General features: G+C 62.2%; 26 protein-coding genes. 12 read left to right on the top strand and 14 right to left on the bottom strand.

Annotated features, from left to right (window positions below; genetic code table 11):
* The first annotated feature begins 76 nt into the window (after positions 1–76).
* The 10 genes from AC07VU_RS00905 (at position 77) to AC07VU_RS00860 (ending at position 7,103) form a co-directional block, all read left to right on the top strand.
* Entirely contained in the window at positions 77–1,051 is a 975-nt protein-coding gene (locus AC07VU_RS00905; protein ID WP_007929866.1) for a KpsF/GutQ family sugar-phosphate isomerase, read from the top strand.
* Positions 1,051–1,575, top strand: coding sequence for a KdsC family phosphatase (locus AC07VU_RS00900; RefSeq protein WP_007929867.1), 525 nt, complete (start codon positions 1,051–1,053; stop codon positions 1,573–1,575). Before AC07VU_RS00905 ends, AC07VU_RS00900 begins: the two co-directional genes overlap by 1 nt.
* Before the next feature lie 8 nt (positions 1,576–1,583).
* Positions 1,584–2,156: an LPS export ABC transporter periplasmic protein LptC gene (gene lptC / locus AC07VU_RS00895; protein ID WP_053259656.1), complete on the top strand. Its 573-nt coding sequence runs from the start codon at positions 1,584–1,586 to the stop codon at positions 2,154–2,156.
* On the top strand, positions 2,143–2,691 hold the full coding sequence (lptA, locus tag AC07VU_RS00890; protein WP_009042195.1) for a lipopolysaccharide transport periplasmic protein LptA: 549 nt from the start codon (positions 2,143–2,145) through the stop codon (positions 2,689–2,691). Before lptC ends, lptA begins: the two co-directional genes overlap by 14 nt.
* Positions 2,691–3,416: an LPS export ABC transporter ATP-binding protein gene (gene lptB / locus AC07VU_RS00885; RefSeq protein ID WP_007929870.1), complete on the top strand. Its 726-nt coding sequence runs from the start codon at positions 2,691–2,693 to the stop codon at positions 3,414–3,416. Before lptA ends, lptB begins: the two co-directional genes overlap by 1 nt.
* A 182-nt stretch (positions 3,417–3,598) precedes the next feature.
* Entirely contained in the window at positions 3,599–5,092 is a 1,494-nt protein-coding gene (locus AC07VU_RS00880; RefSeq protein WP_009042194.1) for an RNA polymerase factor sigma-54, read from the top strand.
* Positions 5,093–5,171: 79 nt separating this feature from the next.
* Positions 5,172–5,477 carry a ribosome hibernation-promoting factor, HPF/YfiA family gene (hpf, locus tag AC07VU_RS00875; RefSeq protein WP_007929872.1) on the top strand — a complete coding sequence of 102 codons (306 nt, stop codon included), beginning with the start codon at positions 5,172–5,174 and terminating at the stop codon, positions 5,475–5,477.
* A gap of 12 nt (positions 5,478–5,489) precedes the next feature.
* Positions 5,490–5,954, top strand: coding sequence for a PTS IIA-like nitrogen regulatory protein PtsN (ptsN, locus tag AC07VU_RS00870; protein WP_007929873.1), 465 nt, complete (start codon positions 5,490–5,492; stop codon positions 5,952–5,954).
* 2 nt (positions 5,955–5,956) lie between these two features.
* Positions 5,957–6,814, top strand: coding sequence for an RNase adapter RapZ (gene rapZ / locus AC07VU_RS00865; RefSeq protein WP_123411079.1), 858 nt, complete (start codon positions 5,957–5,959; stop codon positions 6,812–6,814).
* A 16-nt stretch (positions 6,815–6,830) separates the two neighbouring features.
* Complete coding sequence (locus tag AC07VU_RS00860; protein WP_007929877.1) at positions 6,831–7,103, top strand: HPr family phosphocarrier protein; 273 nt, start codon at positions 6,831–6,833, stop codon at positions 7,101–7,103.
* A gap of 31 nt (positions 7,104–7,134) precedes the next feature.
* Here the strand turns inward: AC07VU_RS00860 and AC07VU_RS00855 are convergent, their stop codons facing one another.
* The 6 genes from AC07VU_RS00855 to pmbA form a co-directional block, all read right to left on the bottom strand.
* Positions 7,135–8,028: a ZIP family metal transporter gene (locus tag AC07VU_RS00855; protein ID WP_063428373.1), complete on the bottom strand. Its 894-nt coding sequence runs from the start codon at positions 8,026–8,028 to the stop codon at positions 7,135–7,137.
* A gap of 32 nt (positions 8,029–8,060) precedes the next feature.
* Entirely contained in the window at positions 8,061–8,672 is a 612-nt protein-coding gene (locus AC07VU_RS00850; RefSeq protein WP_495029415.1) for a superoxide dismutase, read from the bottom strand.
* A gap of 1 nt (position 8,673) precedes the next feature.
* Entirely contained in the window at positions 8,674–9,123 is a 450-nt protein-coding gene (locus AC07VU_RS00845; protein WP_007929886.1) for a DUF2753 family protein, read from the bottom strand.
* A gap of 27 nt (positions 9,124–9,150) precedes the next feature.
* Positions 9,151–10,527: a class II fumarate hydratase gene (locus AC07VU_RS00840; protein WP_007929894.1), complete on the bottom strand. Its 1,377-nt coding sequence runs from the start codon at positions 10,525–10,527 to the stop codon at positions 9,151–9,153.
* Positions 10,520–10,915 (bottom strand): hypothetical protein, encoded by a 396-nt coding sequence (locus AC07VU_RS00835; protein WP_007929895.1) that lies wholly within the window; start codon positions 10,913–10,915, stop codon positions 10,520–10,522. The genes AC07VU_RS00840 and AC07VU_RS00835 overlap by 8 nt, the downstream gene beginning before the upstream one ends.
* A 174-nt stretch (positions 10,916–11,089) precedes the next feature.
* Positions 11,090–12,436: a metalloprotease PmbA gene (gene pmbA, locus AC07VU_RS00830; protein ID WP_007929896.1), complete on the bottom strand. Its 1,347-nt coding sequence runs from the start codon at positions 12,434–12,436 to the stop codon at positions 11,090–11,092.
* Between the two features lie 108 nt (positions 12,437–12,544).
* On the opposite strand from pmbA, the gene yjgA reads away from it, so the two are divergent.
* Positions 12,545–13,066, top strand: a complete 522-nt coding sequence (yjgA, locus tag AC07VU_RS00825) for a ribosome biogenesis factor YjgA (RefSeq protein ID WP_007929901.1) — start codon at positions 12,545–12,547, stop codon at positions 13,064–13,066.
* Positions 13,067–13,114: 48 nt separating this feature from the next.
* Here yjgA and tldD read toward each other — a convergent pair whose 3' ends face one another.
* From tldD to mreB, 8 genes are all read right to left on the bottom strand, one after another.
* Positions 13,115–14,557 (bottom strand): metalloprotease TldD, encoded by a 1,443-nt coding sequence (gene tldD / locus AC07VU_RS00820; protein ID WP_007929903.1) that lies wholly within the window; start codon positions 14,555–14,557, stop codon positions 13,115–13,117.
* Positions 14,558–14,584: 27 nt separating this feature from the next.
* Positions 14,585–15,424: a carbon-nitrogen hydrolase family protein gene (locus tag AC07VU_RS00815; RefSeq protein WP_495029414.1), complete on the bottom strand. Its 840-nt coding sequence runs from the start codon at positions 15,422–15,424 to the stop codon at positions 14,585–14,587.
* A gap of 58 nt (positions 15,425–15,482) precedes the next feature.
* The gene (locus AC07VU_RS00810; protein WP_495029413.1) at positions 15,483–19,286 is read right to left on the bottom strand and encodes a YhdP family protein; all 3,804 of its coding nucleotides are present in this window, start codon (positions 19,284–19,286) and stop codon (positions 15,483–15,485) included.
* 75 nt (positions 19,287–19,361) lie between these two features.
* Positions 19,362–20,819 (bottom strand): ribonuclease G, encoded by a 1,458-nt coding sequence (gene rng / locus AC07VU_RS00805; RefSeq protein WP_007929907.1) that lies wholly within the window; start codon positions 20,817–20,819, stop codon positions 19,362–19,364.
* A 57-nt stretch (positions 20,820–20,876) separates the two neighbouring features.
* Entirely contained in the window at positions 20,877–21,476 is a 600-nt protein-coding gene (locus AC07VU_RS00800; protein WP_277587874.1) for a Maf family protein, read from the bottom strand.
* A gap of 43 nt (positions 21,477–21,519) precedes the next feature.
* Positions 21,520–21,996 (bottom strand): rod shape-determining protein MreD, encoded by a 477-nt coding sequence (mreD, locus tag AC07VU_RS00795; RefSeq protein ID WP_009042183.1) that lies wholly within the window; start codon positions 21,994–21,996, stop codon positions 21,520–21,522.
* A complete protein-coding gene (gene mreC / locus AC07VU_RS00790; RefSeq protein WP_420801068.1) occupies positions 21,996–23,057 on the bottom strand; it encodes a rod shape-determining protein MreC in 1,062 nt (353 codons plus the stop codon). Before mreC ends, mreD begins: the two co-directional genes overlap by 1 nt.
* A 189-nt stretch (positions 23,058–23,246) precedes the next feature.
* Positions 23,247–24,284 (bottom strand): rod shape-determining protein MreB, encoded by a 1,038-nt coding sequence (gene mreB, locus AC07VU_RS00785; protein WP_002555108.1) that lies wholly within the window; start codon positions 24,282–24,284, stop codon positions 23,247–23,249.
* A gap of 210 nt (positions 24,285–24,494) precedes the next feature.
* Between mreB and gatC the strand changes: the two genes are divergently transcribed.
* The gene (gene gatC / locus AC07VU_RS00780; RefSeq protein ID WP_007929913.1) at positions 24,495–24,782 is read left to right on the top strand and encodes an Asp-tRNA(Asn)/Glu-tRNA(Gln) amidotransferase subunit GatC; all 288 of its coding nucleotides are present in this window, start codon (positions 24,495–24,497) and stop codon (positions 24,780–24,782) included.
* Positions 24,783–24,784 lie beyond the last annotated feature (2 nt).

Here is a 24,784-nt window from a genome sequence, read left to right as displayed (position 1 = left end):
CTGACGAACTTGCGTGAGGGAATCGATCATTACCGCTATAATCGCCGCCTTTTCATCAGGCTATACGATTTCTGACATGAGCCAATCCAGCGACCTGATTCAATCGGCACAACGCACCATCCGCCTCGAGATAGAAGCCGTACAAGGCTTGCTGCCACATATCGACGCAGATTTCGTACGCGCTTGCGAGATGATTCTGGCCAGCAAAGGCCGCGTAGTAGTGGTCGGCATGGGCAAGTCCGGGCACATCGGCAACAAGATCGCCGCCACCCTGGCCAGCACCGGCACCACCGCGTTTTTTGTCCATCCGGCCGAAGCCAGCCATGGCGACATGGGCATGATTACCCGGGACGACGTGATCCTGGCCCTGTCCAACTCCGGCTCGACCAATGAAATCGTGACCCTGTTGCCGCTGATCAAGCGCCTGGGCATCCAGTTAATCAGCATCACCGGCAACCCTGATTCGCCACTGGCCAAGGCCGCCGAGGTCAACCTCAACGTCCAGGTCGAGCAAGAGGCCTGCCCGCTGAACCTGGCTCCGACCTCCTCGACCACCGCCGCCCTGGTCATGGGCGACGCCCTGGCCGTGGCGCTGCTGGAAGCCCGCGGCTTTACCGCCGAAGACTTCGCCTTCTCCCATCCGGGCGGCGCGCTGGGCCGGCGCCTGCTGCTGAAAGTCGAGAACGTCATGCATGCCGGCGAGCAACTGCCGCAGGTCCAGCGTGGCACGTTGCTCAAGGACGCCTTGATGGAAATGACCCGCAAGGGCCTGGGCATGACCGTCATTGTCGAGGCCGACGGGCGTCTGGCGGGGGTCTTCACCGATGGCGACCTGCGCCGCACCCTGGACCGCACCATCGACATCCACCACACCACTATCGATGAAGTCATGACCGTTCACGGCAAGACCGCCCGCGCCGAAATGCTCGCGGCCGAAGCCCTGAAGATCATGGAGGACAATCGAATCAACGCACTGGTCGTGGTGGACAAGGACGATCGCCCGATCGGCGCCTTCAACCTGTCCGACCTGCTGCGCGCGGGAGTCATGTAATGAGCACGGATCTGCTGCAACGCGGCAAGAACATCAAGCTGGCGGTATTCGACGTCGACGGCGTACTGACCGACGGTCGCCTGTACTTCCTCGAAGACGGCAGCGAATTCAAGACCTTCAACACCCTCGACGGCCAGGGCATCAAGATGCTGATGGCCACGGGCGTGCAGACGGCGATCATCAGCGGCCGCAAGACGCCGGTGGTCGAGCGTCGGGCGAAAAACCTGGGGATTCCCCACCTGTTTCAGGGTCGCGAAGACAAACTGGTGGTGCTGGACGGGCTTCTTGCCCAACTGGGCCTAAGCTATGAGCAGGTCGCCTACCTGGGCGACGACTTGCCCGACCTGCCAGTGATCCGCCGGGTCGGCCTGGGCATGGCCGTCGCCAATGCCGCCAGTTTTGTCCGTGAACACGCCCATGGCGTCACCCAGGCCCGTGGCGGCGAAGGCGCCGCCCGCGAGTTCTGCGAGTTGATCCTGCGCGCCCAAGGCAGCCTTGAAGCAGCCCACGCCGCCTACTTATAGAGCCTCCCATGCTGAGCAAAAAGATTCGCAACATACTGATCTTCGGCATCATCACCGTGCTGTTCCTGGCGGTGGGGTACTGGAACATCAGCCCGGAACGCTTCCTCGACAAGCCGGTCGCGCAGGTCGACGAAAGCGCCATCGACTACTACGCCATCAACGCCCGTAGCGTGCAGTACCTGCCCGACGGCAAGCTGCAGTACGAAATGACTTCCGACAAGGTCGAGCACCTCAAGGCCACCGAGGTGACCCTGCTGACCAAGCCGGACCTGCAGATGTATCGCGGTACCACCTTCCCCTGGCATGTCCAGAGCGAGCGTGGCGAAGTCAACCCGGACGGCACCGAGGTCGAGTTGATCGATTCGGTACGGGTTTCGCGCACCGACGAGAAAAATCGCAACCTGCTGATCACCACGACCCGCATGACAGTATTCCCGCAGAAGCAATATGCGCAGACCGATCAAGACGTTAGAATCGACGGCGCCGGCGGCGTGACGACTGGCAAGGGAATGAAAGCGTATTTGAAAGACGGCAGGATGAACCTGCTATCGAACGTAAGAGGACAGTATGAGGCTCGTTAAAACCCTCCCTATTTTGCTCGGTCTGGGCGCAGCACTGGGAAGCGTGAGCGCCTGGGCTCTGCCGAACGATAGCCAGCAACCGATCCGCATCCAGGCCGACGACGCTCAACTGGACGACAAGAATGGCGTAGCCACCTACAGAGGCGACGTGATCATCACCCAGGGCTCGATGAAGGTCACCGGCAATACCGTGACCATCACCCGCACCCAGACCGGTGATATCGACGTGGTGACCTCGGTGGGCAACCTGGCCTACTTCGAGCAGATTCAAACCCAGGGCGACACCAAGCCGGTCCAGGGCTACGGTGTGACCATCCAGTACCACGCCGCGCAGAACCGCGTCGTACTGATCGACCGCGCCAAAGTCGTCGACAAGGACGGCAACATCACCCAGGGCGAGAAAATCGTCTACGACACCAACAAGAAGCTGGCCAGCGCCGGTCGCGCCACCGGCAGCAAGGTCACCGAGTCGCGCCCACGGATCGACATGGTCATCCAGCCGAAAAAGAAAACTGACGAGCAAAAGGCCCAGTAATGGCAACTCTGAAAGCTCAGCACCTGGCCAAGAGCTACAAGAGCCGCCAGGTCGTGCGTGACGTCAGCCTGTCCATCGACAGCGGCCAGATCGTCGGCCTGCTCGGCCCCAACGGCGCCGGCAAGACCACCTGCTTCTACATGATCGTCGGCCTGGTCCAGGCCGATCAGGGTCGCATCCTGATCGACGACCTAGATGTCAGCCACCAGCCAATGCACGGCCGCGCCCGCGCCGGGATCGGCTACTTGCCGCAGGAAGCCTCGATCTTCCGCAAGCTTTCGGTGGCCGACAACATCATGGCCATCCTCGAGACCCGCAAGGAGCTCGACAAGGCCGGCCGTCGCCAGGAGCTGGAAAGCCTGCTGCAGGAGTTCCACATCAACCACATTCGCGACAACCTGGGCATGAGCCTTTCCGGCGGCGAACGTCGCCGCGTGGAAATCGCTCGCGCCCTGGCCACCGCCCCCAAGTTCATCCTGCTCGACGAACCTTTCGCCGGCGTGGACCCGATCTCGGTAGGCGACATCAAGCAGATCATTCATCACCTGAAGGCCAAGGGTATCGGCGTGCTCATCACCGACCACAACGTCCGTGAAACCCTGGATATCTGCGAAACCGCCTACATCGTCAACGACGGTCAACTGATCGCCGAAGGCGACGCCGAAACCATCCTCGCCAACGAGCTGGTCAAGGAAGTTTACCTGGGCCATGAGTTCCGCCTGTAAGCCCTGAGGTGTTTGGCTGGTCGCCAGAGCGCCCGCCCCAATAAAACCCTGCTGTTTTTATTGTTACAGCGCTCTAGGCAAACACTTCAGTTTCAGGCATATAATTTGCTTATGTTTGGCGCTCACGCGCCCTGTAGTGGATGGCGCATGTGCGCCGGCGAATAAGGTGTTAAGCCCCTGCCATGAAACCATCGCTAGTCCTCAGAATGGGCCAGCAGCTGACGATGACACCGCAGCTGCAACAGGCCATCCGCCTGCTCCAATTGTCGACCCTGGACCTGCAACAGGAAATCCAGGAGGCCCTGGAGTCCAACCCGATGCTCGAGCGCCAGGAAGAAGGCGACGACTTCGATAACACCGATCCGCTGGCCGACAACGCCGAGCAGAAACCCAATACCGATATCCAGGAACCCTCCTACCAGGAAACCGCCCCGACGGTGGACAACCTCGAGGACGGCGAATGGAACGAACGCATTCCCAACGACCTGCCGGTCGACACCGCCTGGGAAGACGTCTACCAGACCAGCGCCAGCAGCCTGCCCAGCAACGATGACGACGAGTGGGATTTCACCACCCGCACCTCGGCCGGCGAAAGCCTGCAGAGCCATCTGCTCTGGCAGTTGAACCTGGCGCCCATGTCCGACACCGATCGCCTGATCGCCGTGACCCTGATCGACTGCATCAACAATCAGGGCTATCTGGACGAAACCCTCGAGGAAATCCTCGAAGCCTTCGATCCGGAACTGGACATCGAACTCGACGAAATCGAGGCCGTCCTGCACCGTATCCAGCAATTCGAGCCCGCCGGCATCGGCGCCCGCAACCTGGGCGAATGCCTGCTGCTGCAACTGCGCCAGCTGCCTGCCAAGACCCCTTGGCTGACTGAAGCCAAGCGCCTGGTCAGCGACTTCATCGACCTGCTCGGCAGCCGCGACTACAGCCAGCTGATGCGCCGCATGAAGCTCAAGGAAGACGAACTGCGCCAAGTCATCGAACTGGTACAGAGCCTCAACCCACGGCCGGGCTCGCAAATCGAATCCACCGAAGCCGAATACGTGGTCCCCGACGTCATAGTGCGCAAGGACAACGAACGCTGGCTGGTGGAGTTGAACCAGGAGTCCGTGCCGCGCCTGCGCGTCAACCCACAGTACGCCGGCTTCGTGCGGCGCGCCGACACCAGCGCCGACAACACCTTCATGCGCAACCAGCTGCAGGAAGCCCGCTGGTTCATCAAGAGCCTGCAGAGCCGTAACGAAACCCTGATGAAAGTCGCCACCCAGATCGTCGAGCATCAGCGCGGCTTCCTCGAGTACGGCGATGAGGCGATGAAACCGTTGGTCCTGCATGACATCGCCGAAGCAGTCGGCATGCACGAGTCGACGATTTCACGGGTGACCACGCAAAAATTCATGCATACCCCACGGGGCATTTATGAACTGAAATACTTTTTCTCCAGCCACGTAAGTACCTCCGAAGGCGGTGAATGCTCGTCCACGGCGATCCGCGCGATCATCAAAAAACTGGTCGCCGCGGAAAATCAGAAAAAGCCGTTGAGTGACAGCAAGATCGCTGGTTTACTGGAGGCACAAGGCATTCAGGTAGCCCGTCGTACCGTCGCCAAGTACCGTGAATCCCTGGGGATCGCGCCTTCCAGCGAACGGAAGCGGTTGATGTAGCCGCCGGGCTCGCCACAGCGTTCCAGTGGCAGGTCAATCGACCTGCCGCTTTATGCACTGGCAACGAAGGAGAAGCTGTATGCAAGTCAACATCAGTGGACACCAACTGGAAGTGACCGAACCTCTGCGCGCTTACATCGGCGAAAAACTCGACCGACTTGAGCGGCACTTTGACAAGATTACCAATGTGCAGGTAACGCTGGCCGTCGAAAAACTGAAGCAGAAAATCGAGGCCACGCTGCACATCCATGGTGGGGAAGTCGTCGCCAATGCAGAACATGACGACATGTATGCCGCAATCGACTTGCTCACGGACAAGCTTGACCGCCAACTGAAAAAGCATAAGGAAAAGCAACTCCACCTTCTCCAAGGCACGGGTCGCTAACACTCCCCTCCCATGATCCGACTTGAAAGCATCCTGACCCCCGGCCGTTCCCTGGTGAACGTGCCGGGCGGCAGTAAAAAACGTGCCCTCGAACAAATTGCCAACCTGATCAGCCGCGAAGTGCCTGATCTGGAGATGCAAGATGTCTTCGAAAGCCTGATTGCCCGTGAAAAACTGGGCTCTACCGGTTTTGGCAACGGCATCGCCATTCCACACTGCCGCCTCAAAGGCTGTGAGTCGCCCATCAGTGCCCTGATGCACCTGGACGCTCCCATCGATTTCGACGCCATCGACGGCGCACCGGTCGACCTGCTGTTCGTACTGCTGGTCCCGGAAGCCGCTACCGATGCGCACCTGGAACTGCTCCGGCAGATTGCCAGCATGCTGGACCGCAAAGAGGTGCGCGACAAACTGCGCAGCGCCACCAGCAACGAAGCCTTGTACAAGGTTGTCCTGGACGAACAGAACGGTCAGTAATCATGCGCTTGATCATCGTCAGCGGCCGGTCCGGCTCAGGTAAAAGCACCGCCCTCGATGTACTCGAGGACAATGGCTATTACTGCATCGACAACCTGCCGGCCGGGCTGCTGCCCGAGCTGGCCGAACGGGCGCTGATCCATACCGAACTGACACAGCCACTGGTCGCCGTGTCGATCGACGCCCGCAACCTGCCCAGCCACCTGTCGCGCTTCCCCGAACTGCTCGAGGAAGTCCGCAGCCGGCATATCCAGTGCGATGTGCTGTACCTGGACGCTGACGAAGAAACCCTGCTCAAGCGCTTTTCCGAAACGCGACGCCGCCATCCCTTGAGCAGCAACAATCGCTCGCTGGCCGAGGCGATCCAGGACGAAAGCCATCTGCTGGGACCGATCGCCGACCTGGCCGATCTCAAGATCAACACCACCAACCTGAACCTCTATCAACTGCGCGATACCATCAAGTTGCGCCTGTTGAACCAACCGGAACCGGGCACCGCCTTTTTGGTGGAGTCTTTCGGATTCAAGCGTGGCATGCCGGTCGATGCCGACCTGGTGTTCGATGTGCGCTGCCTGCCCAACCCGTACTGGAAACCCGAGTTGCGTGCCCAGTCCGGGCTCGACCAGCCGGTTGCCGAATACCTGGCCGCCCAGCCGGACGTCGAGGAAATGTTCCAGGACATCTCCAGCTACCTGCTGAAATGGTTGCCCCGTTTCGCCGCCAGCAACCGCGCCTACGTCACTATTGCCATTGGCTGCACGGGCGGCCACCATCGCTCGGTCTACCTGACCGAACGCTTGGGCCAAGTCCTGCAAAAGTCCCTGAAGAACGTCCAGGTTCGCCACCGCGACCTTAGCTGAAAGGATCTACCCCGCGATGCCTGCTCTGGAAATTGAAATCATCAACAAACTGGGCCTGCATGCCCGTGCTTCGGCAAAGTTCGTCGGCGTGGCCGGTCAGTTTCCTTGCCAGATCCGCGCTGGGAGAACGCCGGAGTCGATGGTCGACGGCAAGAGCATCATGGCAATGATGATGCTGGCCGCCGGCAAGGGCACCAGGATTCATCTGAAGACCGAAGGCGAACAGGAGCAGGAGGCGCTGGAAGCGCTGGTGGCACTGATCAACAACTTCTTCGACGAAGGCGAGTAAGGTCGGCAGGGCAAACCTGCCGCAAAGGCACTCAAGCGAGTGCCGTATCCATGACCATCATCAGGCAAAAGCCGACACACAAACCCAGGCTGGCCAGCTTCTCATGACCGTTGCGTCGTGATTCGGGAATCACTTCGTGGGTCACCACCAGCAGCATCGCCCCCGCCGCCAACGCCAGCCCGAGCGGCAACAGCATCTCGGCCAGGCTCACCAGCCACGCACAAAGCAACGCGAACACCGGCTCCACCAAGCCTGAAGCGGCGCCGATCAGGAATGCCTTGACCCTGGACATGCCGGCGCCAGCCAGCACCAAAGCAATCACCAGCCCTTCCGGCACATCCTGCAAGGCGATGCCCATGGCCAGGCTGTCCGCCTCCGGCATGCCACCACCCGCGGAAACACCCACGGCCATTCCTTCGGGAATGTTGTGGGCGATGATGGCAAACACAAACAGCCAGATTCGCGGCGGGATGACCGGGTGCTCAAGGGTACCCACCAGTTTCTCCGGGTTGCCCCCCGAGACTTTGCGGTCCACCAGAAACAACCCCAAGGCACCGAGCATGATGCCGAAGCTGATCAGGCCACTCGATGCCCAGGGCGACAGTCCGAGCTTTTCCGCCGCGGCGATCCCGGGCACGATCAACGAAAAGGCCGTAGCCGCCAGCATCACCCCGGCACCGAATCCCAACAGGGTGTCACTCAGCGCCAGCGGCATCTTGCGAATGACCAACACTGGCACTGCCCCCAGCGCGGTTCCCAGGGCACAGACCGCCCCACCCTGCAACGCACGCAACAAACGCGGCTCCAGGTCCAACCAGGACAAGCCCTGGGCAACCAGCAATGCAGTACCCGCCAACAGCAACAGCGAACCGAATGCGTAACGAAACATACGCCCGCTGCTGATCGTCAGTGTTTCAGTGCCCATAGTCAGCCTTAGGTCTTTTTATAGGAGGGAGCTCAAACCATTGCGACCTGATAGCGCTGGGCTACTTCAGGCCAATTGATCACGTTGTAGAACGCATTGATGTATTCCGGCCGCCGGTTCTGGTAACGCAGGTAATAGGCGTGCTCCCACACGTCCAGACCGAGAATCGGGGTATTGCCGTTCATCAATGGGCTGTCCTGGTTGCCGCTGCTCTCGACGACCAGGGTCTTTTGCGGGGTCACGCTGAGCCAGGCCCAACCGCTGCCGAAACGCGTGAGCGCGGCCTTGGTGAAGGCCTCCTTGAAACTCTCGAAACCGCCCAGCTGCTCGTCGATCGCCTGGCCCAGCGCACCGTTCGGCTTGCCTCCGCCGCTCGGCGCCATCACCGCCCAGAACAACGAATGGTTGGCGTGACCACCGCCCTGGTTGATCACCGCTGCACGCAGCTTCTCCGGCAATTGCTGGACCCCGGCCACCAGCTTTTCCACCGACCAGTCGGCCCATTCGGTGCCTTCCACGGCCGCGTTGAGGTTGTTGATATAGGTCTGGTGATGCTTGGTGTAGTGAATTTCCATGGTCTGCGCATCGATGTGCGGTTCCAGGGCGTCGTAGGCGTAGGGCAATGCAGGCAAGGTAAAGGACATCTCAATGTGCTCCGTAATGAGGGGCATTCGGGGTCGCGGTGCCGGCAGTCGATTGCGCGACATTGCTCTCCAGCAGGCGATGCGTACGGGGGTATTCACCGTGCTCACTGATGAAGTTGAGCAACTCGACATAGGTCTTGCTGCTCTGGCGCAGCGCGGCTTCCCGCAGCGCCGGCGCCAGGCGGCTGTCCTGCATGGTCTGCAACAACCGCTGATGGATGGCGCAGAGGTACTCCGCGCTCTCCTCCGGCTGATTCAGGCGCAGGTGCAGGTCCGCCAGGTTGTGATGGGAGATGACACAAGCCGCCACCGCTTCGTCGGCATCGCTCCAGCGCTCGAACAACACCTGCGCCAGGGCCAGGGCCTGCAAGTAATACTCGCGGGCATCCACCAGGTCGCCCTGCATGAAGAAACGGTTTGCCCTTTCGATCGTGCGTTTCCAGTGCTCCATGGTGAACCTCCAAAGCAATGTCGGGATTTACACGCCGCCCGCGGTGAGTTTTTCCGGGTCGAGCAGGATCTCCAGCTGGCTGCGTGACAGATCAGTGTGTTCAAGGGCGACATCGATCACCGGGCGCCCCTGCTTGTAGGCGGTCTTGGCGATTTCAGCGGCCTTCTGGTAGCCGATGATCGGGTTGAGCGCCGTGACCAGGATCGGGTTGCGCGACAGCGCCTCCTTGAGCTTGGGCTCGTTGACCTTGAAGCTGGCAATCGCCTTGTCCGCCAGCAGGCGGCTGGAATTGGCCAGCAACTCGATGCTGCTCAACAGGTTCTGGGCGATGATCGGCAGCATGACGTTCAGCTCGAAGTTGCCCGACTGCCCCGCCACCGTGATCGTGGTGTCGTTGCCGATCACCTGGGCCGCCACCATCGCCGTAGCCTCCGGAATCACCGGGTTGACCTTGCCGGGCATGATCGAAGACCCCGGTTGCAGCCCTTCCAGCTCGATTTCGCCGAGGCCGGCCAACGGCCCGGAGTTCATCCAGCGCAGGTCGTTGGCGATCTTCATCAAGGTGACCGCGATAGCCTTGAGCTGGCCCGAGACCGCCACCGCGGTGTCCTGGGAGCCGATCAGGGCGAACAGGTTCTTGCCCGGGGTGAACTGCACCTGGGTCAGGCTGCTCAACTGCCGGCTGAAACCCGCGGCGAATTGCGGGTGAGCGTTGATCCCGGTGCCCACGGCCGTGCCACCCTGCGCCAGGGATTGCAGGCTCGGCAGCAGATCCTGCAGGTGACCGATATTGGCCTTGAGCTGCTGCGCCCAGCCTTCCAGCACCTGGCTCATACGCACTGGCATCGCGTCCATCAAGTGAGTGCGGCCGGTCTTGATGAAGGGATGGACCTCGACCGCCTTGCGCTCGATGACTTGCACCAGATGCACCAGCGCCGGCAGCAGTTGTTCGTGCAAGCCCAGCGCGGCGCTGACGTGGATGGTGGTCGGAATGATGTCGTTGCTGCTCTGCCCGCAGTTCACATGGTCGTTGGGGTTGACCGGTTCGCCGAGCAAACGGCTGGCCAGGGTGGCAATGACTTCGTTGGCGTTCATGTTGGAACTGGTGCCGGACCCGGTCTGGAAGATATCCACCGGGAAATGCTGCATGAAGTCGCCTTCCAGCAGGCCCTGGGCAGCATCGACTATGGCCTTGCCCTGGGATTCGCTCAGTTGCTTGAGTTCGACGTTGGCCTTGGCCGCGGCCGCCTTGGCCAGGATCAGCGCACGGATGAACTGCGCCGGCATGCGCTGGTGGCTGATGGGAAAGTTATCCACCGCGCGCTGGGTTTGCGCGCCATACAGCGCCTGCTCCGGAACATGCAGTTCGCCCATGCTGTCGCGTTCGATACGGGTATTACTCATCGGGAAATCCTTGCACCAGTTCGATAAGGGGAATGGATGGCAGCAACGAGCAAGTCGCCAGTTGCCAGGCATGGCTTTGCCAGCGTTTGAGCCGGCATTTGCAGAAAGACAGGCGTTCCAGGTCACGCAACGGGCGCCAGGCCTGGTCCAGGCACTGGCTGCGCCAATGCCAGGGCAGCGCGGTATCGGTGGCGGTGTCGAGCAGCAGGCGGAATGAAGTTTCAGCGATCAGCCAGGGCGAGGTGGCGGTGCAACACGCCAGATAGCGCCCTTCGGCCAGGTAATGCTCGATCAGGCGCGGCTCGTCCGGATCGAGGGCACAACGGATCTGGCGACTCATCCAACGCCAGCTTTCGAGATAAGGCTGCTCGTGCAAGGCAGAACTCATGACCTGGGCTCATTCGATAATGAGATTTATTATTATATGATATTGAGAATCAAAACAAGCTCAAGACCAAGCGTCCCTGCACAGGTGGCTAGGGTTGGTCAATGTTCAAAAGCCGGGCAATAAAAAAGCGCGCGCCCCGGGCGGGACGCGCGCTTTAGCTGACGCCGTTACGACTTAGCTGCCAGCGACCGTCATGCGTTCGATCAATACCGAACCGGTGCGGATGTTGCTGCGCAACTCCAGGTCGTTACCGACGGCGATGATCTGCTTGAACATGTCACGCATGTTGCCGGCAATGGTCACCTCCTGGACAGCGAACTGGATTTCGCCATTTTCCACCCAGAAACCGGCCGCGCCCCGGGAGTAATCGCCGGTGACCATGTTCAGCCCGTGGCCCATCAGTTCGGTGACCAGCAGGCCCCGGCCCATGCGGCGCAGCAAGGCCGCCTGGTCTTCCTCGCCATGGGTCACGAACAGGTTGTGCACGCCACCGGCGTTGGCGGTGCTGGGCAGGCCGAGCTTGCGCCCGGAATAAGTCCCCAGCACGTAGGACACCAGTTCGCCGTTCTCGACGAAAGGCTTGGCGTAAGTGGCCAGGCCATCGCCGTCGAACGCCGAACTGCCCAGGGCGCGCATCAAGTGCGGACGCTCATCGATGGTCAGCCACTCGGGGAACAGTCGCTGCCCCAGCGCGCCCTCGAGGAAGGACGATTTGCGGTACAGGTTGCCGCCGGAAATCGCCCCCAGGAAGCTGCCGAACAGGCCGCCGGCCAGTTCCGCGGAAAACAGCACCGGCACTTCGCAGGTCGGCACCGGGCGGGCGCCCAGGCGGCTCGCAGCACGTTGCGCAGCGCGCTGGCCGATGGTCACCGGGTCCGTCAACAGATGGCCCTGGCGATTGACGTCATACCAATAGTCACGCTGCATCTGGCCGTCGGCCTCGGCGATCATCACGCAACTCAAGCTGTGCCGAGTCGAAGCATAACCGCCGATAAAACCGTGGCTGTTGCCGTACACACGGCAGCCCTGGTGGGTGCTCAGGGTGGTGCCGTCAGCGTTCTTGATCCGGCTGTCGGCGGCAAAGGCCGCAGCCTCACAGGCCAGCGCCTGCTCGATGGCTTGCTCCGGGGTAATGTCCCAGGCGTGGAACAGGTCGAAGTCCGGCACGTCCCGGGCCATCAGGGCGGCATCGGCCAACCCCGAGCTTTCGTCTTCCGAGGTGTGTTTGGCGATGGCCAGGGCCGCGGCGACGGTTTCGCGAATCGCCTCGGGACCACTGGCCGAGGTGCTGGCCGAGCCCTTGCGCTGGCCGACATACAACGTGATGCCAAACCCCTGGTCGCGATTGAACTCGACGGTTTCCACTTCCCGCTGGCGAACCGAAGTCGATAGGCCCTGCTCCAGAGAAACCGCCACTTCGCAGGCACTGGCGCCCTGGCGCTTGGCCTCGGCGATGATCTGCTCGACTTGTTCCTGCAGTGCCGGCAAAGCCTGCGGGCCGACGCTTTGTGCTGCACTCATGGTTTTCTCCACTCAAATTCTGCTTTCGGTTAAGGCCTTCGAGCGACCGGGCCGGACAAGCGGCCCCCGACTGGTTATCATGGCGGCGTTTCTTTGCGGACTGCCACCATGGTTGATTCTTACGACGACTCCCTCGATGGGGAGAAAAGCAAATCCCAGGTCAAACGCGAGCTGCATGCTCTGGTTGACCTCGGCGAGCGCCTTACAACACTCAAGCCCGACTTGCTGAACAAACTGCCGTTGACCGACGCTCTGCGCCGGGCCCTGGCGGATGCGCCCAAGCATGTCGCCCATATCGCGCGCAAACGCCACCTGCAATTCATCGGCAAGCTGATGCGCGATCAGGACACCAGCGCGATCCTGGTGCTGCTGGACCAACTCGACGCCTCGACTCGCCAGTACAACGAACGTTTCCATGGCCTGGAGCGCTGGCGTGATCGCTTGATCGCGGGCGATGACGCGGTCCTGGAAAAGTTCGTCACCGACTATCCGCAAGCGGATCGTCAGCAGCTTCGTTCCCTGATCCGTCAGGCCCAGCATGAGGTGGCCCATAACAAGCCGCCTGCCTCCAGCCGTAAAATCTTCAAATACATCCGCGAGCTGGACGAGACTCAACGCGGCCTGCGCTGAGCCTCGACTCGGGTGGGTTGCCCGGCAACTCACCCGCCGCTTCACTTCTTAAGCGCCCGTGCCACCCACGGTGATCGCATCGATCTTCAAGGTCGGCTGGCCGACACCTACCGGCACCGACTGCCCATCCTTGCCACAGGTCCCCACACCACTGTCCAGCGCCAGGTCGTTACCGACCATCGACACCCGGCTCATGGCTTCCGGCCCGTTGCCGATCAGGGTCGCGCCCTTGACTGGCGCGGTGATCTTGCCGTCTTCGATCAGATACGCCTCGCTGGTGGAGAACACGAACTTGCCACTGGTGATGTCCACCTGACCGCCACCCAGGTTGGCGCAATAGATGCCCTTTTTCACCGAAGCAATGATTTCCGCCGGATCGCTTTCGCCACCCAGCATGTAGGTGTTGGTCATGCGCGGCATCGGCAGGTGCGCATAAGACTCGCGACGACCGTTGCCGGTGCGGGCCACGCCCATCAGGCGGGCATTGAGTTTGTCCTGCATGTAGCCCTTGAGCACACCGTTCTCGATCAGGGTGGTGCACTCGGTCGGGGTGCCTTCGTCGTCGATGCTCAGCGAGCCGCGCCGCCCGGCCAGGGTGCCGTCGTCGACGATGGTGCAGAGTTTCGAGGCCACCATTTCGCCCATGCGGCCGCTGTAGGCCGAGCTGCCCTTGCGGTTGAAATCGCCTTCCAGGCCATGCCCCACTGCTTCGTGCAACAGCACGCCGGACCAGCCGGAACCCAGTACCACCGGCAAGGTGCCGGCTGGCGCGGGGATGGCTTCCAGGTTGACCAGGGCCTGGCGCAATGCCTCACGGGCGTAGCCCATGGCGCGGTCTTCACTGAGGAAATAACGGTAGTCGGTACGCCCGCCGCCGCCATGACCGCCACGCTCGCGACGGCCATTCTGCTCGACGATCACGCTGACGTTGAAGCGCACCAAAGGCCGCACATCCGCCGCCAGGCCGCCATCGGTGGAGGCTACGAGAATGCGCTCCCAGACCCCGGCCATGCTGACGCTGACCTGCTGGATACGTGGATCGAGAGCACGGGTCGCGGCGTCGACTCGCTTGAGCAGCTCGACCTTTTCCGCGCGGCTGATGACTTCCAGGGGGTTGTCCGGCGCATACAGCTGGGCCACGTCCTGGGTGGTAAAGGCCTGCACGGTACCGTTCTGCCCGGCGCGGGAAATCGAGCGTGCGGCTCGGGCAGCCAGCCCAAGCGCTTCGAGGGTGATGGCATTGCTGTAGGCAAAACCGGTTTTCTCACCCGACTGCGCCCGCACGCCAACGCCCTGGTCCAGATTGAAGCTGCCTTCCTTGACGATGCCGTCTTCCAGCGACCAGGACTCGGAAATCTGCCCCTGGAAATACAGGTCGGCGGCATCGATACCCGGGCCGGCCAGATCGCCGAGCACGCCCTGCAGGCTTTCCAGGGTCACGCCACCGGGCGCCAGAAGGTGTTCACTGACTGAAGATAACAACCCGCTCATATGCTTTACGCCTTAAATTCGTCGTTCTTAAGCAAGTCGCTGCGCGCCTTGCGAGAAAAAGCGCCGGTGACTGGCCACCGGCATGCGCGCCCGGATGGACGCCTGTTCGCTGCTGTCGCGCTCGGCCAGCAGCACGGCCTCGCCTTGATCCTGCTGCGCCAGCACCCGGCCCCAGGGGTCGACGATGGCCGCATGGCCGAAGGTCTCCCGGGGTCCCGGATGAATGCCGCCTTGCGCCGCTGCCAGCAGGTAGCACTGGGTTTCGATGGCCCGGGCGCGGATCAATACGTCCCAATGCGCCGCGCCGGTCACGGCGGTAAACGCCGAAGGAGCGCTGATCAGCTCCGCCCCGGCGGCTCGCAATTCGCTGTACAGCTCCGGAAAACGCAGGTCGTAGCACACGGTCAGGCCAACCCGGCCCACCGGTGTATCAGCCACCACCACCTGTTCTCCATGAGCATAGTCATTCGACTCCCGGTAACGGCCGCGATTGTCGGCCACGTCGACGTCGAACAGATGCAGCTTGTCGTAGCGCGCCACTTGCTCGCCGTGCTCGTCGATCAGCAGCGAGCAGGCCCGGGCCTTGGTCTCCGGCTGGTCCACCGGAGGCAGCGGCAAGGTACCGGCGACTATCCATAACTTGAGGTCGCGGGCGGCCTGTTTCAACCAGGGCAGGATCGGGCCTTCGCCCCGGGCCTCCGCCCGACCGATGGCCGCCGCGTCGCGGCGGCCCATGGCGGCGAAGTTCTCCGGCAGCACGGCCAGTCGCGCACCGCCGGCAGCAGCCTGCTCCAGCAGGTTTCGCGCCTGCTGCAAATTGGCTAGCACGTCGCTCTGGCTGACCATCTGAATCACCGCAAGGGACATGGCGCACTCCAGGTTGGATATGTGGCCATGCTACTCCATAGGCCCGGGCCGCGGTTTTTCAAAAAGGTTTGTCGAAGGTGATTTTCGGGTCCTTCCAGGGCCCCTTGACGCTGTACTGGACGCTGGCGAAGCGCGACACCCGGTCGCCGATCAGCTTGTCGATCAGGAACAGCGCCCCGCCGACCGCCGGCGCACCGACGATCAGCGCGGCGATCGGCAGGTTGTTGGTCACCGGCAGCGTCACCAGCAGCTTCGAATCCACCTGGTCGGCCACCAGGTCCAGGGTGCCATTGAGCTCCAGGTTGCTCGACGGCCCGGTCAGGGTGATGGGTTCGCGGGTCACGTAGACACCGTTGCTGGCCACCAGCAACCCCTTGACCCGGTCGTAGCTCAGGCCCTTGCCGAACAGGTCGGAGAAGTCCAGGCGCAGGCGCCGGCCGATGGAATTGAAGTTCAGCAGGCCGAATACCCGCAAGGCCTGCGCCCCGCCTTCGACTTCCACGAACTGGCCCTTGCGCAGGGTCGCATCCAGGCTGCCCGAGAACCGCTTGGGCCCGACCCAGGCCGGCGAGCCAGGCCAGCGCCCGTCCACATCCAGGTGGAACTCTTCACTGGTCACGGTCGGCGCAAAGCCCCAGCCCTTGAGCACGTCCGCCAGGTTCTTGCCGCCCAGGCGGCCTTTGTACCAGCTGGTGGCCGCGCCGGGTTCGCCTTCCCAGCCGCCGGAGCCTTGCAGGACCATGCCCTTGAGGCCCAGGTCGAGACTGTTGAAAGCCATGCCCTTGGCGGTCGGGCGCACCTTCAGCGACCAGCCGCCGATCAGGTCGTTGCCCTGGTACAGCTGATTGATAGAGAGATCCAGCGCCGGGACTTTCTTCGGGTCGACCGAGGCCAGCGGGTCCGGTGCATTCTCGTCGGCCTGCACCGTCGGATCGGCGGCCGGCAGGCGCACATACTGCAGATTGATTGCCATCGGCGCCGCCTTGGCATCGGGAATCGCCACGTTACCCTTGGCTTGCAGGCTGTCGAGCTGCAGGGCCCAGGAGGACGGCTTGCGCGTCAACTGCACACGGGCCTCGTCCAGGGTCGTGCCGAAACCGCTGAGCTTGCCGACCCGGAAGTCGGCGCCGCTGAGCAGCTGCTTGGCGCTACCGCCCGCGTCCTGCCCGGCATACCGATCGACCAGCGCCTTCCACGGCTCCACGTCCAGTTCCGACAGTACGCCGCGTACCCGCAGGCCCTTGGCCCCCGGCAGCACGGCATCGCCCTCGCCGAGGAACAACTCGCCACGGCCATCGGCAAAATTGCCGCTCGGCGCGGCGAAGGTAAAGTTGGCCAGATCGCCGTAATCGAACCAGTAACGCCGCTCGGCGCCCTGCAAGGTCATGCGCAATACGCTGTCACGTCCCTGGCTGGCCGTCATGCCGAAAGGCGCTGGCAAGTCGACGGCAACCCCCTTGAGGCTGGAGCTGACCATCAGTTGGCTGTCCGCGCCATCGAGGTTGAGCTGCAACTGGTAGGGAATGTCACCGGAAACCGGCAGTGGCTGGTTGTATTTCAGCCACTCCGTGAGCTTATTGACCGACACCTGGCCCTTGGCGACGACCCGGGTATCGAGCTTGCCGGGGCGACCGTCGGCAAAAATCTGCGCGGTCACCGGGCGCTCGAAGGCCTGGGCGCTGATGCCCTGGCCGCTCAGCCCTTTGCTGCTGTCGAAGCGGAAATCGCCCTTGAGCTGGCTCAACTCCAGCTCCGGCTCACTCAACTTGAGCCGTGCCTTGCTGGTCTTGAAGTCCACCAGCACCTTCGGTTCTTCGCCCTTGACCAGCGGGATATCCAGTTTCAGCTTGCCCTGCAGGTCGCCATCGCCCTGCCAGCCGGCAAAGGTCGGGCCCGTGCCGATCGGCGCTTCCTGAAGGATCTTCAAGCCATCGCCCAGGCCGCCGGCGAACTCGCCGTCGATAAACATGTGGGGGCTTTGCCCGGCGGGCACATGGGGAATATTGACGTAGACATCCTTCACCTGGGTGTCGAGCAACTGACCCTGGCTGGCCAGGATGCGCACACCGCTGTCTTCGATGAACACATCGCCGCTGACCTTACCAATGTGCGGCCAGCCCGGCTGGAAGGCCAGCTCGGCATCGTGCACCTTGAAGAACAGGCTGATGCTGCGCGCGGTGTCGGCTGCACCATGGTTCAGCGAACCCTGGTACTGGAAGAAACCTTCATCCACCGCGCCCTTGAGGATTGCCGTGCGCAGCCATTCGTCCAGGGCCGGGCTGAGCACCTCGGGCAGGTACTTGGCGGTATAACGACCGTCGCCATCGACCAGACCGACCCGCAGGTCCATATAGTCTTCCTGGGTGTGGTCGAAATGCAGGCGGATCAGGAAGTCGCCAGCGATCTTGCCCTCCTCGCCCAGGACCTTGAGGTACGGCGCGATCAGGGTGAACCCCTGCTGATCGAGCTTCCAGGTCAGCCGGGCATTGGCCTGCAGGTATTGCCAGGGCTTGGCGAAGATCGGGTCCAGGTGCAAGGCAAAGTCCTTGCTGTCCATGCGCAGCTCGCCCTGCCCCAGGTCGCCGCTGATGCTGCCGCTGACGTTACGGGCCGCCGGCGCGCCGCGATAGGCGTTGAACCCGACCTGCTCCAGGTTGGCGGCAAAACTCAGGCGCTGATCGCCGCTGACCTGCGGCCGGAAGTCGAACAGGATATTGCGCAGCGCGCCCGTGACCTTGAGGTTGTCGATGAGGGTCGCGGCCTTTTCCGGCAACGGCGCCCAGGCATCCAGGACCGGCGTGATCGGCGTCAGGTCGAGGCGGTCGGCCTGCAAGTGCCAGAGCTCTTCGGCACTGTTGACGGTACCGGTCTGCTGCAGGTGCAGGCGGGACTCCCAGCGCGTCTCGCCGATGTTCATGGCCAGCGAGTCGAAGGCGACGCTGAGGCCCTGCTCGTTGCGCTGGAAATAGGCATTGAGCGCCAGGTTCTTCACTGTGACCGGTTTGCGCTCGTCATAGGCCCCGCTGACCTGCGGCGCGTTCAGGCGTGCGACCATGCTCTGCAGCAGGCCATCGCCCCAACTGAGCCAGAACTCGCCACCAGCCTTGAGTTCGGAGAACGTCCACTGTTGGGTCACGCGCGGCGGCAGCCATTTCGCCCAGTCGCTTTGCGGCAGGCTCAGGTAGGCGTCGGCCTGCCCTTCGCGCCAGGCGTTGGCGCGAATTCGCGTGCGCAAGCTGACAGCCAGGGGCTGACCGTCCGGCAGGGTCAGGCGTGCATCCAGGCGTTGACGGCCGGAGCCGACACGCAGATTGAGGCCGACGTAAGTCAAGGCAATCGCGGGATGATCGAGCGGTTGCAGGGTCACCTGGCTGTCGAGCACCGACAGCTCACTGACCATCTGCATGCGGTTGAGCAACTGCTCGGGGTCGAGAGGCTGGTTATCCTGCACCGGCAGGCCTTCGAGCGCCCAGCGCCCATCCGGACCTTCCTTCAGGCTCAGGTTGAGGCCGCTGAACTCAAGGTGTTTGACCCGCAGTTGGCGCGCCAGGGCGCTGCCAGGCAGGTCGGGCGCCACCCGCACCTGATCCAGGCGCAAGGCGTTGGCGCCCTCGCCGACTGTCACATCGTGGGCCAGCAGGATGGGCGAGAAACCGCTCCAGCTGCCTTCCAGCCGGCCGATCTGCACCGGCATGCCCAAGGCTTCCTGAGCCTTGGCCTGGACCTCGGCCCGATATTCAGCCACCAGCGGGGTCAGCTCCCGACCCAGGCTGACGTACAAGGCCGTCAGCACCAGCAGTAACGCACAAAGCCCCAGCCCCCAGCGGGTCAGAGCAGCGAGAAAGCGCATCAGACGCTCCATGTCAGTTGGCCCCCGTGGCAAGAGTCATGTGAAAACCGGGGCCAGCTGTATCCGGTAAATGTAGGGTACGCGGACTCAGAGCAGCACCACGTCGTATTGTTCCTGGGAATACATGGTTTCGACCTGAAAACGGATGGTCCGGCCGATAAAGGCCTCCAGCTCCGCGACGTTGCCCGACTCTTCGTCGAGCAGCCGGTCGACCACTTTCTGGTTCGCCAGGACCCGATAACCTTCGGCCTGATAGGCCCGCGCCTCACGCAGGATTTCCCGGAAGATTTCGTAGCAGATGGTTTCCGGGGTTTTCAGCTTGCCGCGGCCCTGGCAGCTGCTGCAGGGCTCGCAGAGCACCTGCTCAAGACTTTCCCGGGTACGCTTGCGGGTCATCTGCACCAGGCCCAACTCGGTAATGCCAATGATGTTGGTCTTGGCGTGATCGCGCTCCAGCTGTTTTTCCAGAGTGCGCAGCACCTGGCGCTGGTGTTCTTCATCTTCCATGTCGATGAAGTCGATGATGATGATCCCGCCCAGGTTGCGCAGGCGCAGCTGGCGGGCAATAGCGGTCGCCGCTTCGAGATTGGTCTTGAAGATGGTTTCTTCGAGGTTGCGGTGACCGACGAAAGCACCGGTGTTGACGTCGATGGTGCTCATGGCTTCCGCCGGGTCGACCACCAGGTAACCGCCGGACTTGAGCGGTACCTTGCGTTCCAGGGCTTTCTGGATTTCGTCTTCGACGCCATACAGGTCGAAGATCGGTCGCTCGCCCGGATAGTGTTCCAGGCGATCGGCGATTTCCGGCATCAGTTCGGCGACGAACTGCGTGGTTTTCTGGAAGGTTTCCCGGGAATCGATGCGGATCTTCTCGATCTTCGGGCTGACCAGGTCACGCAGGGTACGCAGGGCCAGGCCCAGGTCTTCGTAAATGACACTGGGGGCGCCGATGGTCTTGATCTGCGCGCCGATCTGATCCCACAAGCGGCGCAGGTAACGGATGTCCATCATGATTTCGTCGGCGCCCGCGCCCTCGGCGGCGGTACGCAGGATGAAACCACCGGCTTCCTTGATGCCTTCCTGGGCCACGCAATCGCTGACCACCTGTTTCAGGCGCTCGCGCTCGGCTTCGTCCTCGATCTTCAAAGAGATGCCGACATGGGCGGTGCGCGGCATGTACACCAGGTAGCGCGAAGGGATCGACAGCTGGGTGGTCAGGCGCGCGCCCTTGGAGCCGATCGGGTCCTTGGTCACCTGCACCACCAGGCTCTGCCCTTCATGGACCAGGGCGCCGATGCTTTCCACCGCCGGCCCTTCGCGCAGGGAGATTTCCGAGGCATGAATGAATGCCGCGCGATCCAGGCCGATATCGACGAACGCCGCCTGCATGCCGGGCAGAACCCGGACCACCTTGCCTTTATAGATATTGCCGACAATCCCGCGACGCTGGGTCCGCTCGACATGGACTTCTTGCAGCACACCGTTTTCGACCACCGCCACGCGCGACTCCATCGGCGTGATGTTGATCAGAATCTCTTCACTCATGGCAGGGTCTCGTTCAGGCATATTCACTATGGATGGCCGCATCGGTAGGTACGGCGCTTAGCGCACTGCAAGGTTTTGCCAACAGGGTATGCCGAAATGGTCAAGTAATTCTGCGGTTTCGCATACCGGCAAGCCGACGACAGCGGAATAACTGCCATTGAGCCCTGCCACGAATACCGCCGCAAGCCCCTGGATGCCATAGCCGCCAGCCTTGTCGCGGGGCTCGCCGCTGGCCCAGTAGCGGGCCGCCTCGTCATCGCCGATCGCCCGGAAGCGCACCAGGCTGCGGACCACCCGCGACTCGCAGCGCTGGCCATCGAGCACGGCAATGGCGGTCAGCACTTCATGTTCGCGCCCCGACAGGGCCATGAGCATCGACTGCGCATCGGCCTGGTCCAGCGGTTTGCCCAGGATCTGCCCATCAAGGACCACCGCGGTGTCGGCGCCCAGGACACAGGCCGCAGACTGGCCATCGGCGATCAGCGCATACCCGGCCGCCGCCTTGTCGCGCGCCAGGCGCTCGACATAGGCCGCTGGGTTTTCATCAGGGAGAGGGGTTTCATCGATATCCGCGCTGATGGCGGTAAAAGACACGCCGATCTGCGTGAGCAGTTCCCGTCGACGCGGCGAGCCTGAGGCGAGGTAAAGCGATTTCATCAAGACATCTCCCTGTCGAGGTACGGGCAAATGCCTGACCGAATCAGTTGATTTTGAAACGTCGGCGCAACCCGCGCAAACCGAAGCTGACCCAAGGCCAGAGCAAGGCACTGACCAATGCCGGCAGCACCAGTGCAAGGGTCGGTTGACGGTTGCCGGTCAAGGCGCTGAGCCACAGCTGGACCAGTTGCGCCAGGCCGAAAATCACCAGGATCACCAGGCTTTGCTGCCACATCGGGAACATGCGCAAGCGCTGTTGCAACGACAGCACCAGGAAGGTGATCAGGGTCAGGATCAGCGCGTTCTGCCCCAGCAACGTGCCGTACAGCACATCCTCGGCCAGCCCCAGGCACCAGGCCGTGACCATGCCGACTTTATGTGGCAGGGCCAGGGCCCAGAACGCCAGCAGCAAGGCCAGCCAGAGTGGGCGCAGGATTTCCATGAATTGTGGCAAAGGCGACACGCTAAGCAGCATGCCGATGGCGAAGGTCAGCCAGACCATCCAGCCGTTTCGGGACATTATTCTCTTCCTCCCGTGGGGGCCGGGGCCGCTGCAGGCGGCTTGGGCGCGGCGGGTCTGGTGGCGGCAGGCTTGACCGGAGCCGGATGGGCCACGGGTTTGACCGGCGTCGTGGCGGCTGGCGTCGCGGGTGCAGCGGCCGGTGCGGCAGGAGCGGTCGCGGTGGCCGGCGTCGTGGGCACGACAGGCTTGGGCACGGTCGCCGGGACCACCGGCGTGGCGGTGCCGCCCTGCTGGTCCTGCGCTTCCTGAGCCTGGGCGGCATCGTTGGCACGCTCTTCGGCGGTGCGGTTATCGCTGAACACCAGCAACAGGTAACGGCTGCGGTTCAAGGCGGCCGTCGGCACGGCGCGCACGATGGCAAACGGCTGGCCGGAGTCATGGATCACTTCCTTGACCGTCGCCACCGGGTAACCCGCCGGGAAACGCTGGCCCAGGCCGGAACTGACCAGCAGGTCGCCTTCCTTGATGTCCGCGGTGTCGGCCACATGACGCAACTCAAGGCGTTCCGGATTGCCGGTACCGCTGGCAATCGCCCGCAGACCGTTGCGGTTCACCTGGACAGGAATGCTGTGAGTGGTGTCGGTGAGCAGCAGCACGCGAGAGGTGTAAGGCATCAGCTCGACCACCTGCCCCATCAGGCCACGGGCATCGAGTACCGGTTGCCCGAGCACCACGCCGTCGCGCTCACCCTTGTTGATGATGATGCGATGAGTGAAGGGGTTGGGGTCCATGCCGATCAGCTCGGCCACTTCGACCTTCTCGTTGACCAGCGCGGAGGAGTTGAGCAACTCGCGCAGGCGAACGTTCTGCTCGGTCAAGGCGGCGAGCTTTTGCATGCGGCCCTGGAGCAACAGGTTTTCGGTCTTGAGTTTTTCGTTTTCGGCGACCAGTTCGGTGCGGCTGCCAAACTGGCTGGCCACACCCTGCCATAGCCGTTGTGGCAGGTCGGTGATCCAGTAGGACTGCATCAGCACCAGCGACATTTGGCTACGCACTGGCTTGAGCAGTGTGAAGCGGGCATCGACCACCATCAGCGCGACCGATAGCACGACCAGCACCAACAGGCGTACGCCCAATGAGGGGCCTTTGGCGAAAAGCGGTTTAATAAGCCGCTCCTCCCAGGCAAATGTTCTCTTTATTCATACGGCTTCAAACCGGCCTGGAGCAGAATGACAGAAGATAAACGCCAACAGGCAGCACTGCAAAGTGCTGCCTGCGAGCGGAACACATGGATGCACCCGGCGCGATTATTCGCTGGAGAGCAGGTCCATGGTGTGTTTGTCCATCATTTCCAATGCACGGCCACCGCCGCGGGCTACGCAGGTCAGCGGGTCTTCGGCGACGATCACCGGCAGACCGGTTTCCTGGGCCAGCAACTTGTCCAGGTCACGCAGCAGGGCGCCACCACCGGTCAGCACCAGACCGCGCTCGGCGATGTCCGAAGCCAGTTCCGGAGGCGATTGCTCCAGCGCGCTTTTCACGGCCTGAACGATGGTTGCCAGGGACTCTTGCAGAGCTTCCAGCACTTCATTGGAGTTCAGGGTGAATGCGCGTGGCACGCCTTCGGCCAGGTTACGGCCACGAACGTCGACTTCACGGACTTCGCCACCCGGGTAGGCAGTACCGATTTCCTGCTTGATGCGCTCGGCGGTGGATTCGCCGATCAGGCTGCCGTAGTTGCGACGCACGTAGGTGATGATCGCTTCGTCGAAACGGTCGCCGCCGACACGTACGGATTCGGCGTAAACCACACCGTTCAGGGAAATCAGGGCAATCTCGGTGGTACCGCCACCGATATCCACGACCATCGAACCGCGGGCTTCTTCGACCGGCAGGCCGGCACCGATCGCGGCCGCCATCGGCTCTTCGATCAGGAACACTTCACGGGCACCGGCACCGAGGGCCGATTCACGGATGGCACGACGCTCGACCTGGGTGGACTTGCATGGAACGCAGATCAGCACACGAGGGCTGGGCTGCAGAAAACTGTTTTCGTGAACCTTGTTGATAAAGTATTGCAGCATCTTTTCGCAGACACTGAAGTCGGCGATCACGCCGTCCTTCATCGGACGAATGGCAGCAATGTTGCCCGGAGTACGACCGAGCATGCGCTTGGCTTCGGTACCGACAGCCACGACACTTTTCTGATTACCGTGGGTCCGAATGGCCACAACCGATGGTTCATTCAGGACAATACCGCGCTCGCGCACGTAAATAAGGGTGTTGGCAGTGCCCAGGTCAATGGAAAGATCGCTGGAAAACATGCCACGCAGTTTCTTGAACATGGGAAAGGGACCCTAGGCAACGCGTGGGTAAAAAAGTGCGGCAAACTCTAACAACGACAGGGATTTTGGGCAAGGCGCCAATATGTTAAATTGACCGCTTTTCTGTGCACCAACCCCCACAATCGCGGCCTTATGACCGTAGAAATGCGGTAGTGTTCCGACAATCTAACACACGGACGAGATCCGTTCTGTTTTCCACTGGAGAATCCCATGGCGCTTGAACGCTCCGACGTGGAAAAAATCGCTCATCTGGCCAGCCTTGGCCTCAATGAAGCCGATCTTCCACATATCACCTGCGACCTGAACAGCATTCTCGGGCTGGTGGATGCAATGCAGGCAGTCGATACCGACGGTATCGAGCCCCTGGCCCACCCGCTGGAAGCCAGCCAGCGCCTGCGCGCAGACGTTGTGACCGAGTCCAATCATCGCGAGGCCTATCAGTCCATCGCACCAGCGGTCGAAAACGGCCTGTACCTGGTTCCGAAAGTCATCGACTAAAG

The organism is Pseudomonas sp. GW821-FHT02B10 (assembly GCF_059421865.1).
This window is presented reverse-complemented; position numbering and strand designations above follow the sequence as displayed.

Bases quoted from the DNA above. Each gene is read 5' to 3' on its own strand.
- lptB (WP_007929870.1), top strand. From the start codon at position 2,691: ATGGCAACTCTGAAAGCTCAGCACCTGGCCAAGAGCTACAAGAGCCGC.
- AC07VU_RS00855 (WP_063428373.1), bottom strand. From the start codon at position 8,028: ATGGGCACTGAAACACTGACGATCAGCAGCGGGCGTATGTTTCGTTAC.
- AC07VU_RS00840 (WP_007929894.1), bottom strand. From the start codon at position 10,527: ATGAGTAATACCCGTATCGAACGCGACAGCATGGGCGAACTGCATGTT.
- AC07VU_RS00880 (WP_009042194.1), top strand. From the start codon at position 3,599: ATGAAACCATCGCTAGTCCTCAGAATGGGCCAGCAGCTGACGATGACA.
- AC07VU_RS00860 (WP_007929877.1), top strand. From the start codon at position 6,831: ATGCCTGCTCTGGAAATTGAAATCATCAACAAACTGGGCCTGCATGCC.
- AC07VU_RS00900 (WP_007929867.1), top strand. From the start codon at position 1,051: ATGAGCACGGATCTGCTGCAACGCGGCAAGAACATCAAGCTGGCGGTA.
- lptC (WP_053259656.1), top strand. From the start codon at position 1,584: ATGCTGAGCAAAAAGATTCGCAACATACTGATCTTCGGCATCATCACC.
- AC07VU_RS00850 (WP_495029415.1), bottom strand. From the start codon at position 8,672: ATGTCCTTTACCTTGCCTGCATTGCCCTACGCCTACGACGCCCTGGAA.
- tldD (WP_007929903.1), bottom strand. From the start codon at position 14,557: ATGAGCGGGTTGTTATCTTCAGTCAGTGAACACCTTCTGGCGCCCGGT.
- AC07VU_RS00905 (WP_007929866.1), top strand. From the start codon at position 77: ATGAGCCAATCCAGCGACCTGATTCAATCGGCACAACGCACCATCCGC.
- hpf (WP_007929872.1), top strand. From the start codon at position 5,172: ATGCAAGTCAACATCAGTGGACACCAACTGGAAGTGACCGAACCTCTG.
- lptA (WP_009042195.1), top strand. From the start codon at position 2,143: ATGAGGCTCGTTAAAACCCTCCCTATTTTGCTCGGTCTGGGCGCAGCA.
- rng (WP_007929907.1), bottom strand. From the start codon at position 20,819: ATGAGTGAAGAGATTCTGATCAACATCACGCCGATGGAGTCGCGCGTG.
- mreB (WP_002555108.1), bottom strand. From the start codon at position 24,284: ATGTTCAAGAAACTGCGTGGCATGTTTTCCAGCGATCTTTCCATTGAC.
- mreD (WP_009042183.1), bottom strand. From the start codon at position 21,996: ATGTCCCGAAACGGCTGGATGGTCTGGCTGACCTTCGCCATCGGCATG.
- rapZ (WP_123411079.1), top strand. From the start codon at position 5,957: ATGCGCTTGATCATCGTCAGCGGCCGGTCCGGCTCAGGTAAAAGCACC.
- AC07VU_RS00835 (WP_007929895.1), bottom strand. From the start codon at position 10,915: ATGAGTTCTGCCTTGCACGAGCAGCCTTATCTCGAAAGCTGGCGTTGG.
- ptsN (WP_007929873.1), top strand. From the start codon at position 5,490: ATGATCCGACTTGAAAGCATCCTGACCCCCGGCCGTTCCCTGGTGAAC.
- AC07VU_RS00800 (WP_277587874.1), bottom strand. From the start codon at position 21,476: ATGAAATCGCTTTACCTCGCCTCAGGCTCGCCGCGTCGACGGGAACTG.
- AC07VU_RS00845 (WP_007929886.1), bottom strand. From the start codon at position 9,123: ATGGAGCACTGGAAACGCACGATCGAAAGGGCAAACCGTTTCTTCATG.
- gatC (WP_007929913.1), top strand. From the start codon at position 24,495: ATGGCGCTTGAACGCTCCGACGTGGAAAAAATCGCTCATCTGGCCAGC.
- pmbA (WP_007929896.1), bottom strand. From the start codon at position 12,436: ATGAGTGCAGCACAAAGCGTCGGCCCGCAGGCTTTGCCGGCACTGCAG.
- yjgA (WP_007929901.1), top strand. From the start codon at position 12,545: ATGGTTGATTCTTACGACGACTCCCTCGATGGGGAGAAAAGCAAATCC.
- AC07VU_RS00815 (WP_495029414.1), bottom strand. From the start codon at position 15,424: ATGTCCCTTGCGGTGATTCAGATGGTCAGCCAGAGCGACGTGCTAGCC.
- AC07VU_RS00810 (WP_495029413.1), bottom strand. From the start codon at position 19,286: ATGGAGCGTCTGATGCGCTTTCTCGCTGCTCTGACCCGCTGGGGGCTG.